The sequence below is a fragment of the Streptomyces sp. NPDC017940 genome, from assembly GCF_044328435.1.
Classification (GTDB): Bacteria; Actinomycetota; Actinomycetes; order Streptomycetales; family Streptomycetaceae; genus Streptomyces.
The window spans coordinates 204,518-215,280 of record NZ_JBIRHJ010000002.1; the positions used below are offsets into that span (position 1 = coordinate 204,518).

At 73.0% G+C, this 10,763-nt stretch carries 9 protein-coding genes and 1 pseudogene; 5 read left to right on the forward strand and 5 right to left on the reverse strand.

The window, feature by feature from the left end:
• The first annotated feature begins 106 nt into the window (after nucleotides 1-106).
• The 3 genes from ACH4DX_RS07030 (at nucleotide 107) to ACH4DX_RS07040 (ending at nucleotide 3,011) form a co-directional block, all read left to right on the forward strand.
• Nucleotides 107-1,198, forward strand: a complete 1,092-nt coding sequence (locus ACH4DX_RS07030; protein WP_398154744.1) for a serine hydrolase domain-containing protein — start codon at nucleotides 107-109, stop codon at nucleotides 1,196-1,198.
• A gap of 173 nt (nucleotides 1,199-1,371) precedes the next feature.
• A complete protein-coding gene (locus ACH4DX_RS07035; RefSeq protein WP_398154317.1) occupies nucleotides 1,372-1,989 on the forward strand; it encodes a TOPRIM nucleotidyl transferase/hydrolase domain-containing protein in 618 nt (205 codons plus the stop codon).
• 89 nt (nucleotides 1,990-2,078) lie between these two features.
• Nucleotides 2,079-3,011 carry a GNAT family N-acetyltransferase gene (locus ACH4DX_RS07040; RefSeq protein ID WP_398154318.1) on the forward strand — a complete coding sequence of 311 codons (933 nt, stop codon included), beginning with the start codon at nucleotides 2,079-2,081 and terminating at the stop codon, nucleotides 3,009-3,011.
• Nucleotides 3,012-3,136: 125 nt separating this feature from the next.
• Here the strand turns inward: ACH4DX_RS07040 and ACH4DX_RS07045 are convergent, their stop codons facing one another.
• Nucleotides 3,137-4,288 carry a hypothetical protein gene (locus tag ACH4DX_RS07045; RefSeq protein ID WP_398154319.1) on the reverse strand — a complete coding sequence of 384 codons (1,152 nt, stop codon included), beginning with the start codon at nucleotides 4,286-4,288 and terminating at the stop codon, nucleotides 3,137-3,139.
• Between the two features lie 195 nt (nucleotides 4,289-4,483).
• Nucleotides 4,484-5,773, reverse strand: a complete 1,290-nt coding sequence (locus ACH4DX_RS07050) for a PP2C family protein-serine/threonine phosphatase (RefSeq protein ID WP_398154320.1) — start codon at nucleotides 5,771-5,773, stop codon at nucleotides 4,484-4,486.
• A 250-nt stretch (nucleotides 5,774-6,023) separates the two neighbouring features.
• Here ACH4DX_RS07050 and ACH4DX_RS07055 point away from each other — a divergent pair, with 250 nt between their 5' ends.
• Entirely contained in the window at nucleotides 6,024-6,464 is a 441-nt protein-coding gene (locus ACH4DX_RS07055; protein WP_398114173.1) for an ATP-binding protein, read from the forward strand.
• Nucleotides 6,465-6,650: 186 nt separating this feature from the next.
• Here ACH4DX_RS07055 and ACH4DX_RS07060 read toward each other — a convergent pair whose 3' ends face one another.
• The 3 genes and pseudogenes from ACH4DX_RS07060 to ACH4DX_RS07070 form a co-directional block, all read right to left on the reverse strand.
• On the reverse strand, nucleotides 6,651-6,998 hold the full coding sequence (locus ACH4DX_RS07060; RefSeq protein ID WP_398114175.1) for an ANTAR domain-containing protein: 348 nt from the start codon (nucleotides 6,996-6,998) through the stop codon (nucleotides 6,651-6,653).
• 170 nt (nucleotides 6,999-7,168) lie between these two features.
• Entirely contained in the window at nucleotides 7,169-8,305 is a 1,137-nt protein-coding gene (locus ACH4DX_RS07065; protein ID WP_398154321.1) for an FAD-dependent monooxygenase, read from the reverse strand.
• 146 nt (nucleotides 8,306-8,451) lie between these two features.
• Nucleotides 8,452-8,544: pseudogene (locus ACH4DX_RS07070) on the reverse strand (cupin domain-containing protein); the annotation flags it as partial.
• A gap of 707 nt (nucleotides 8,545-9,251) precedes the next feature.
• Between ACH4DX_RS07070 and ACH4DX_RS07075 the strand changes: the two are divergent.
• Nucleotides 9,252-10,730 (forward strand): sugar transferase, encoded by a 1,479-nt coding sequence (locus ACH4DX_RS07075; protein ID WP_398154322.1) that lies wholly within the window; start codon nucleotides 9,252-9,254, stop codon nucleotides 10,728-10,730.
• Nucleotides 10,731-10,763: the final 33 nt, after the last annotated feature.

Below are 10,763 nucleotides of genomic sequence, written 5' to 3' on the forward strand. Positions count from 1 at the left end.
GAAGTGTGGTTCTTCCGTTCGACGGCTTCGGCAGCTTCGGCGGCTTCGGCAGCGAGGTGGCCGGCGCGGCGTCGTCGCGGCCGTGGCCGCGGTGGCTGCGGGCGTCATGGCGGCGGGCGTCATGGGGGTGCCCGCCGCCGCGGCCGCCAGCCGGGCGGGGTCCACCCCGACCGGGGCGGACCCCGTCCAGCGGGGACTGGACGCGCTGGTGCGCTCCGACGGGGTGCCGGCCGCGCTGGCGAGCGTCAAGGAGCGCGGGCACCGCACGCGTACGTACACGGCGGGCGTCGGCGATCTGGCCACCGGGTCGAAGGTGCCATGGGACGGTCAGGTACGGATCGGCAGCAACACCAAGGCGTTCACGGCGGTGGTCGTCCTGCAACTGGTCGGGGAGGGGAAGATCGGCCTCGACACCTCGATCGAGACCTATCTGCCGGACCTCGTACGCGGGAACGGCATCGACGGGAACCGCATCACCGTCCGCCATCTCCTCCAGCACACCAGCGGACTCCCCAACTACGTCCCGTACCTCAGCGACGACGTGCGCCCCTACACGCCCCGCGAACTCCTCGACATCGCCCTCCAGCACGACGCCGTCTTCGCACCGGGCAAGGACTGGCAGTACAGCAACACCAACTACGTGCTGGCCGGCATGCTCGTCGAGAAGGTCACACGCCGCCCCCTCGCCGAGGGACTGGACCGGCGCGTCATCGAACGCATCGGCCTTCGCCACACCTACTTCCCCGCGCACGGCGACGTGCGGATCCGGGAACCCCACCCCAAGGGCTACTACCAGGAGTCCCCGGGCTCCCCCCTGCGCGACGGCACGGAGCTCGACCCCTCCTGGGCCTGGGCCGCAGGTCAGATGATCTCCACCAACTCCGACCTCAACCGGTTCTACACGGCACTGCTGTCCGGCGATCTCCTCCCCGCGGAGCAGCTCCGCCAGATGCGCACCACCGTCCCCGCCGAGTACTTCGGGCCCGGCGCGCGTTACGGCCTCGGCATCGTGAGCAGGCCGCTGTCGTGCGGCGGCCGCTACTGGGGCCACGGCGGCAGCACCACGGGCTACGAGACCCGGGGCGGAGTCAGGGGCGATCTGCGCGCCGCCGCCGACATCGCGGTGACCACGCAGCCGAGCGACAAGGGCGTCATGGAGCGCGTGGACGGCCTCGTGGACATGGCGCTGTGCCGCTGAGCCCGGGGGCGATCGACGCCGAGCCGCGCCTGCCGGGGTGACAGACGCCCGGCCGTGCCCGCCGGGGTGACCGACGCCGAGCCCCGCCGGGGTGACCGACGGTCAGCGGCGGTGATCCGCGCACCGGCGGAAATTCCCTACCGCGGTGACCGCGAAGGGCGCAGACTCCTCCCATGGCTGACATGGGATCGTTCCGCGACGCGGTCACCGCGTGGGCGGCCGGAGGCCCCGGTGACCCGGCACGCGAGTGGGCCGTGCGGCTGAACGTGCGGACGGTCGTCCTGGTCGAGGGGCCGAGCGACGTCGCTGCGGTCGGCGCGCTCGCCGCCCGCCGCGGCCGGGACCTGGCGGACGAAGGAGTCTGCGTCCTGTCGATGGGCGGCGCCATGAGCGCCGCCCGCTTCGCCAGGATCCTCGGGCCCCCGGGCCTCGGCCTGCGCCTCACGGGCCTGTGCGACGAGGCGGAGCGCCGCTACTACGCCCGCGGCCTCGAGCGGGCAGGCGCGGCGGAGCAGGAGTTCTTCGTCTGCGCGGCGGACCTGGAGGACGAACTCATCCGCGCGCTCGGCGTCGCACGCGTGGAGGAGCTGGTCGGGGCGGAGGGCGATCTGCGCGCCCTGCGGACCTTCCAGCGCCAGCCCGCCCAGCAGGACCGCACCCCGCACCAGCAGCTGCGGCGCTTCCTCGGCACCAAGAAGGGGCGCAAGATCAGCTACGGCCGCGTCCTCGTCGAAGCCCTCGACCCGGACCGCGTACCCGCCCCGCTCGACGATCTCCTCGCCGCCGTCTGACACGCTCCGGCGCCCGGCACCCCGTGACACGCCCCGGCACCGACACGCCCCGGCACCGGTGACCTACCCCTACCCCGCGAAGGCCTGCCATGACGCTGATACGACCCGCCCACCCCCACGAGATCCCCGCCCTCGTCGAACATCCCGACGACACCGAGCGCAACGCGGCGACCAGCGCGTACCTCGTCCAGTTGTTCGACACGCGGTGCAGCAGGCCCGAGTGGTGCCTGGTCGCCGATGACGGCGAGGGGCGCCTGCTGGGCAGCGTGGTGCTGTGGGCCATGCCGGGGCAGGACGTCCCGGACTCGTTCGTCCTGTTCGAGCCGCCCGCCGACCCCGCCGACGCGGGCCCCGCCCTCCTGGAGGCGGCCATGGCCAGGGCGCGTGCTCTCGGGGCGGAGGAACTGGGGCACGTCGTCGACTCGCCCGCGCAGCCTCCCCAGTTCCAGCGCGACCCGGAGCGGCGGAGCGAGTTGCTGCGGGAAGCGGGCTTCCGGGTCCTGCGGGACGGGCGGAGATTCAGCCTGCGGGTGCCCGCCGAACTGCCGGACGACGACCCCAGGCTGACCTTCCGCAGCCTGGCCGACCTCGGCCCGCGCCCGTTCATCGACCTCCTGGCGAACCTGCTCACGCGGACCGCGGACGCCCGGCTGAGCGCCGACGTCGAGCAGTACGGGGCACGGGGGGCCGCCGAGCAGCTCTTCGCGCACATGGGCCAGTTCCGGTACGAGCCGGGGTGGTGGGAGATCGGCTACACCGCCGACGGCTCACCGGCGGTGATCAGCCTGCCCGCGGAGAACGCGGTCACGCCCGTGCTCGGCTTCGTCGGCGTCGCACCGGCCCACCGCGGCCAGGGCTACGCGACCTCGGTCGCGGTCCGCGGCACACGCGTCCTCGCGGCGAACGGCGCCACCGAGATCCGTGGGGACTGCGACGCCGCGAACACCGCCATGGTGAAGGCGTTCGCCAGGGCCGGCTACGACAACTTCGCGCACCGCCTCGAATTCGGCCGCGCCCTGTGACGACGGACGTGCCGCCCTCCGGGTGAAGGGTTCCGAGCCTCGGACCGGCAGGCCCCGGGAGGCCTACCGCGGGCCCCGGAGGTCGGCCGCGAGCCCCGGGAGCAGGGCGGCGCGCCCTGGCCGCCCTACTTGTTGCCGGGGTCCCGGAACCGTCCGAACGCCTTCGTGAGGGCCTTCAGCGGGGAGCCCTCCGTCCTTGCGGCTCCCGGGGCCGCCGCCCCGGGCGTGCCGCCGCCGGTCACCTCGGCGAGCGCGGCCTGGGCCGCCTCGGCCGCCTCCCGGTACAGGTCGCGGGATGTCGTCATGGCGTCGAGCGCCTCGGCGTACTTGGCGACCATGCCCTGGGCGTGGGCGAGTTCCTCGTCCGGGGTGAGCAGGTGCCACCCCTGGCGCAACCGGGTCAGGGCTCGCTCGGCCTCCTCGGGCAGCGGCCACGGCCGGGCCGCGAACTCCTTGACGCGCGCCAGGAGTTCGGCCGGTTCCGAGCCGTCGAGGAACACACTGCGTACGGTGAAGCGCTCCGCGTCGTAGTCGGGGTCCTGGGGCGCCCTCGGCAGGACGACGGCGCCGCCGCGCGGCATCCGCACGCCCAGCTCGCGCTTCATCGCGAAGTCGGCGATCTGGGCCTGCTCCGGCGTGCCCCGGTGCTCGATCACCAGGTGGCGCAGGCTCGGCGGCAGGAACGTCGAGACCGGCCGCTGCCCCGCCGCGTCCGGCGTCATCGCCTCGTGCACCACGACGTGCACGAACCAGCTCTGCCGGGTGCAGTCCCGCAGGAGGTGGCGCAGCTCGTCGTCGTCCTTCGGCAGGTGATTCGCCGCCCGCAGGCGCACGCCGGGCACCGTGTCGTTGTCCCAGGGGACCCGGTCGCTGTCGGGCCAGAACATGGTGGCGGGCGAGGGCCAGTCCGGCTCCCAGGCCCGGTCCGCCTCCGCGGCCAGGACCCAGGTGACGCCCTCGCCCTCCTTGCGGCGCGATTCCGGGTCGTACGTGGTCAGCTGGGCACGCACCGTGACGTCGTCGGCGGTGCGCCAGCGGGCCTCGAAGAGGCGGCGGGCCGACGGTCCTGGGTCGGCGGACTCGTCCCGCGGGTGCAGGACGGAGGGGCGGGCCGCCTCGACGGGGTCGAGGTCCAGGAAGTCGTCGAGCACCCCGGCCGCCTGGAGGGCGATCAGGTTGCGCCGGACGTCCTGCTCGGGCTCGGGCCCGAGATGGCGCCCGCGCCCCAGCCACGCGGTGTCGGGGGCGGCGTTCGGTGAGGTGCTGTTCTTGGCCATGGAGTCGTTCTGTGGGTGATCGGGACGCGACCAGTATGGTCCGTGGACCTGTCAATGGAAGCAGTACCACGGCCGTGGCCGCACCACGTCCGGTCGGGCGGTGCCGCCTGTCTCACCGGATACCGGTTGAAATCGGCCATCTGCACAGGGCGTGAACAGCACCCGTCGCTCGTTGACCGACCGGGCCACGCCCGGTCACCGACCGCCCTTCGCCGCGGCGCGGCGGTGCACGTTCAGGGCCAGGACGGCGGCGTCGTCGTCCACACCGGCCCCGAAGGTGTCGAGCAGCTCCCGGATCGCCGCCACCGCGTCGGTCGCGGTGGTGGGGGCGAGCGCGTCGGCGAACTCCAGGAGCGCCTCGTCGCCGTAGCGGCCGTGGCCCGCCGCGTGGGCCTCGGTGAGGCCGTCGGTGTAGAGGAGCAGGGTGTCGCCCCCGTCGAGGCGGACGCTGGTGGTGGCGATGTGGGCGTCGGGCAGGACGCCGACGAGCTGGCCGCCGGGGGTGGGGAGGTAGTCCGCACGGCCGTCTGCGCGCAGCAGCAGCGCGGGCGGATGGCCGCCGCCTGCCAGCGTGACGCGGAACCCGCCGTCGTCGCTGTCGGGGGTGAGCAAGCCGAAGACGACGGTGCAGAACCGCGGGTCGTCGCCGTTGTACTCGTGGTTCAGGACGGTGTTGAGGTTGGCGAGGACGGCGGCCGGATCCGGGTCGTAGACGGCGGCGGCGCGCAGGGTGTAGCGGGCCAGCGAGGTGACGGCCGCTGCCGCCGCGCCCTTGCCGCACACGTCCCCGAGGAAGATCCCCCAGGTGCCCGCGCTCAGCGGGAACAGGTCGTAGAAGTCGCCGCCGACCTCGTCGGTGGAGGCGATGTGGTAGTGCGCGGCGACGTCCAGGCCGGGCACGTTCGCCAGGGTGGGCGGCAGCAGGGTGTTCTGGAGCGTGGTGTTCAGGCGCTTGAGGCGCTCGCGTTCCCGTTCCGACTCCTGCCGGGCGCGCAGCAGCTCGTCCTCGTAGGCGCGGCGGTCGCGGGCGTCGAAGACGGTCGTGCGGATCAGGAGCGGCTGCCCGTCGTCACCCGTTCGGACGGCGGAGGTCACGAGGACCGGCAGTCGGCTGCCGTCGGCGGTCCGCATTTCCAGAGCGATGCTGCTGACCTCGCCCTGCATGCGCAGCAGGGGGCCGAAGTGCGTCTCGTGGTAGAGCCGCCCGCCGACGGTGAGCAGCTCGGAGAACGTCCTGCGGCCCACCAGGTCGCCGCGCTCGTAGCCGAGCCAGTCGAGCAGGGTGGTGTTGATCTTCGCGATGGTGCCGTCCGGGAAGGTGGAGAGGTGCCCGCAGGGGGCGTGCTCGTACAGATCCTCCGGGCTGTCCTCGAGCAGGGCGGCGCGCTGCCGCCGCTCGTCGCGCGGCCGCTCGTCCCGGGGCGTACCGTCGCCACCGACGGCACCGTCACCGTTGCTGCCGGAGTCACCGCCGTCGTCGCGCATCTTCCGTCCACCTTGACGTAACGGGCACCTGGTCCCCACCCCGGACATCCATGCAGCCCATCCTCGCAGAACGTGGGTCTGTCACCATGTGCCCTGCCGAGCCCGCCGCGCAAAGCCGTGGGAAGCCGCGGAGAGCGTGGGAATTCGGAGAGCGTGGGAAGCGGCCGCGGAAAGCCGTGGGAGAGAGAACAGCATGATACGGGCCGAGCGGGGTAGCCGGGCCGACAACGGGAGCGAGGGTGATCAACGCGTGGAGTCAGCCGGCAGGGACGACGCAGGGGTGCCGGGCGCCGCTGTCGCAGCCACGGCGGTGGCGCTGAGCGGCGATGACGCCTGTATCGCCACCGCGCGTCACCTCGCGGTCGACTTCCTCAGCTGCGCCCGCGCCGACCAGGACGTGGTGGTCTCCGCGCGCGCCATGGATCTGACCCAGCTGGTGGTCAGCGAGCTGGTCACCAACGCCTGCAAGTACGCGCCGGGGCCCCTGCGCATGGAGCTGCGCATCGCAGGGGGCACCGTCGAGGTGACCGTGCAGGACAGTGCCCGTGCCGGTCCGGCCGCCCGCACCGTCGACCCGCACCGGATCGGCCAGCACGGCCTGGAGATCGTCATGGCCGTCGCCCGGCACTTCCAGGTCCACTGCCTGCCCGACGGCAAGCGCGTCACCGCCCACATCGCCCTCACCGACTAGGCCGCGGACGGCGTTCACCGCGGCGGCCCCCCGGCCGACCTGCGCTGACCCGCCCCGCCCCGCGGCCACCCTGCGCCGCGGCCGTCCCGCCTCGCCGCCGTCCCGTCCTGCCCCGCGGCCCCGGCCGCGAGGACGTGCCCGGTACGACGAAGCTCCCACCCACCCCGAGGCCGGCGGGAGCCCGCGTCAGGAAGCCGTGCCGTCCGCGGCGGCGGGACCGGAACGCCGGCCGATGCTCGACTCCAGCTGGGACCGCACCTCCGAGGGCAGCTCACCGGTGCGCCCCCACGCCACGACCAGCTCCGCGATGTGACGGAGCTTGATGTTGGTGTGCTGGGAGACCTCCCGCAGCACGTCCCACCCGTGCTCGGGCGTCAGCCGCCCCACGGCGACGACCACTCCGATCGCCTGGTCGACCGTGGCGTGCGAGGTCACGGCCTGTCTGAGGTGGTCCACCTCCTCCTCGAGACGGACAAGCTGCTCCCGCGGTACCTGCGCGGGCTCCTCGGCTCGTTTGTCCTGCGCGTCACACACTGTCCTCTCCGGTTCAGGGTCCGGGATCCGGAAACAACGATCTCTGGGAGCAATGTACGAGGTGGCGGATCGAGCAGCACATTCCCCCCGGACGCGACGTCACACAACTGTCTGCGCGCAGCGAGCGGATGGCGACCGGAACCGGTCCGCTCTCCCGGCGCCGGGCCGCGCTACGGAAGGGCGTGCAGAGGCGCGTGGTTGGACTTGAAGAGGCGTTCGCCCGCCCTGCGGAAGGTGAGGTTGCGCAGCGGCGTGGGCAGGTTGCGGGCCTTGTCCCTGCGGTGGTTCTGCGCGACCACCCAGGCGACCCGGCCCGCGCGCCTGGCCTGGTAGGCGGCCAGGGCCGAGGGCACGTCGGGCTCGGCGCGGAGCGTGTCGGCGAGCACCAGGGCGTCCTCGAGGGCCATCGCCCCGCCCTGGGCCATGCTGGGTGAGAACGCGTGGGCGGCGTCACCGACGAGGACCGTACGCGCACGGGTCCACGCGGTGCTCCGGCTCTCGTGCAGGGCGGCGAAGTACGCCTGCGCCCCCTGTTCGAGGAGTCGCGGTACCGGGCCGCCGAAGTCCGCGAAGAGGGTGCGCCAGTCGCCGGCCGGAGGAGTGGGGACCGGGCTGTTGATGTCGGCGTAGCAGTAGACGCGACCGCCGCCGAGCTGCACGGTCAGGAACGTCCGGCCCCTGTCCCCCACCCGCGCGGTCCAGTCGGTGATGCCGGGCACGGCGGTGTCGTCGGCGATGAACCGCCAGCACAGCTGGCCGAGGAAGCGCGGTTCCGGGCCGCCGAACACGGTGCGCCGGACCGTCGAGTTGATGCCGTCGGCGCCCACCACCAGGTCGTACGCGCCGGTGGTGCCGTCGGCGAAGGTCACGGTCCCCTCGTCGGTCACCGCGGTCACTTCGGTGGCGGCCCGGACGGCGGCGCCCCGGCCTTCGTCGACGCCGGAGGCCCCGCCCGCGCGGACCGCCGTACGCAGCACTTCGTGCAACTCGCCCCGGGTGATCGCCCGGCAGGGGCCGACCTCGCCCCATACCCGGTCCACCTCGAACTCGGTGAGCGGGCGCCCGCGGTGGTCGTGGATCCGCTGCCGCGTCACGGGCTGCGCCCGCTCAGCCACCTCGTCGCCCACGCCGAGGCTCCGGAGCGCCCTGACGGCGTTGGCCGGGAGGTAGAGGCCGGCGCCGATGGCTCCGCCGCCGTCGGCTCGGCGCTCGACGACGTCCACCTCGAGGCCGCGGTCCCGCAGGGCCTTGGCCAGAGCGAGACCGGAGATTCCGGCACCGACGATCAGCGTACGGGGTCTGTTCACGGGGAGTTCCTTACCGGGAGCGGGCAACCGGCAACCATTGTGCGGCGTCCCCCCGGCACAGCCCCCCGCCCCAGGACCGGCACCGGCACGCATGTCCGGCCCCGGCGCCGGAACCGCTCAGGGAGCCATGTCCCGGTCCGCCGCCACTCCTGCGAGCCGAAGGTGAACCGCACCGTGCCGCTGATGACGTAGCAGCCCTCGTCGTGCCCCGCGTGGCGGTGCTGCGGGGGCCCGGGCGAGACCTGTTCGGTGGGGTCGATGCCCTACGGGTAGCGCCCGGGACGGACACCTCGGGGTGTCGAACGGACGACCCGAGAGGAGCAACAACCCCTGGGCGCAGGCAAGTTGCCAGCTCGTGACCACCCGGGGAACGCCGCTGTCCGCACCCCGGAGATCCCCCGTCGTCGCAGGTCAACCAACACATCACCGCCGTCGGGGCACCCGGGGGCGGGCACCGTTCGATGTACCCGGCCTCAAAGGTTGAGCACAAATTACACACACCCCCTCTACACACTGGCCTCGATGGTCTAAATTGACCGTGCTTCGAGCTATGCGGACACGAAGCGACAAATGATGATCTATGGGTTCGGTGCCTGGGAAAGTCAGGATTCACGTCCTCGGCGCCGGACGTGGGGTGATTGATTCTCGGGGCCTCGAGGGGGTCCGGGTGCGGGGAGCACCCGGGGTTCCGACGGGTTCCCGCGCAGCTCGCGAGTCCGGTGGGGACTGTCAAGTCCCCTTGCGTCAGGGCGAGTTGCACTCACGGCGCTGCATTCGGCCGGTACGTCCTGCGCGGAGGGCGCGGGCCTGCCGGGGGGAGGAGCGGCGCGGCACGGGGGGCGGGTGCCTCCCGAGGGGGAGGAACAGGGCGATACGGGAGGCGGGGGCCTCCCGATGAACAGGGTTGGGCGAAAACGCCGAACCACTGGCGACCTGGGGGGGTTCTGTGCAGCAGGGGGAGTTAGCCAGCCCGTTTCCGTCGGCGCGCGGGCGTCTGGCGAGCGGAGCGATCAGCCGACCCGCGGGCGACTGGGAGCAGCGCTACCGCCGGACCGTGATCACCAGCGACACGCTGGCCACCGCCTTCGTGGTGGCGTCGATCGGTTCCTTCTTCGGCGCCAGGGACGCGGCCAACTGGCACGAGAAGTGGGGCATCCTCGCCTTCGGCACCGAGCTGCTCGTGCTGGGCGCGCTCGCGGTGAGCCGGTCGTGGGCTCCGGCCGTGCTCGGCCAGGGCGCCGAGGAGTTCCGCCGGCTCGGCCGCTCACTGTTCATGGCGGCCGTCGTCCTGGCGCTCGGTGGGATCGCCCTCACCTCGCGCAACATCAAGCTCTGGATCTTCGTCGCGATCCCCGCGATCGCGATCGTCACCATGACGGCGCGGTATCTGCTCCGGCTGCGGCTGCACAAGCACCGCAAGGAGGGGCGGTGCCTGCGCCCGGTGCTCGCCGCCGGGAGCCCGGCCACCGTGAGCGACCTCATCACCCGGGCCCGCAAGTTCCCGCACCTCGGCTGGCGGGTGGACGCGGTGTGCACGACGGACGGCTCCGGGCTCGACGGTGACCGGCTGGACGGAGTGCCGGTCGTCGGCCGCCTGACGGACGTCGCCGTCCACGTCCGGCGCGACGGCTACCGCGTCGTCGCGGTCACACCGGACCCGCACTGGTCACCGGACCGGCTGCAACGCCTCGCCTGGAACCTGGAGGGCTGCGACACCGAGATGGTCGTCGCCCCCGTCCTGATGGAGGTGGCGGGGCCGCGGCTGCATGTCGACGCGGTGCTCGGGATCCCGCTCCTGCGGGTCAGCATGCCGACGTTCACCGGGGGCCGCAGGGCGGTCAAGGGGATCGTCGACCGGGCGGGCGCCGCGCTCCTGCTGGTCCTGTTCGCGCCGCTGATGGTGCTCGTCGGGCTGCTCGTCCTCGTGGACAGCAGGGGCGGGGCGTTCTACCGCCAGCGCAGGGTCGGCAAGGACGGCCACGAGTTCACCATCTACAAGTTCCGCACCATGGTCACCGGAGCGCACGCGGTACGTGCCGAGCTCGCCGACCGGGACGAGGGTGCGGGGCTGCTGTTCAAGGTCCGCAGGGACCCCCGGGTGACCCGGGTGGGCGCGGTCCTTCGCCGGTACTCGCTCGACGAGCTTCCGCAGCTCTTCAACGTACTCACCGGATCGATGTCGCTCGTCGGCCCGCGGCCCCCGCTGCCGGAGGAGTCCGCGGCGTACGGCCCCGACATCCGGCGGCGGCTCCTGGTCAAGCCCGGGCTCACCGGCCTGTGGCAGATCAGCGGGCGCAGCGACCTGCCGTGGGAGGAGGCGGTCCGCCTCGACCTGCGGTACGTGGAGGACTGGTCGCTCGCCCTGGACACAGTGATCCTGTGGAAGACGCTGCGTGCGGTGATCCATGGTCAGGGGGCCTACTGATGTACGCGATACGTCGTCCGGCCGACACGCGGA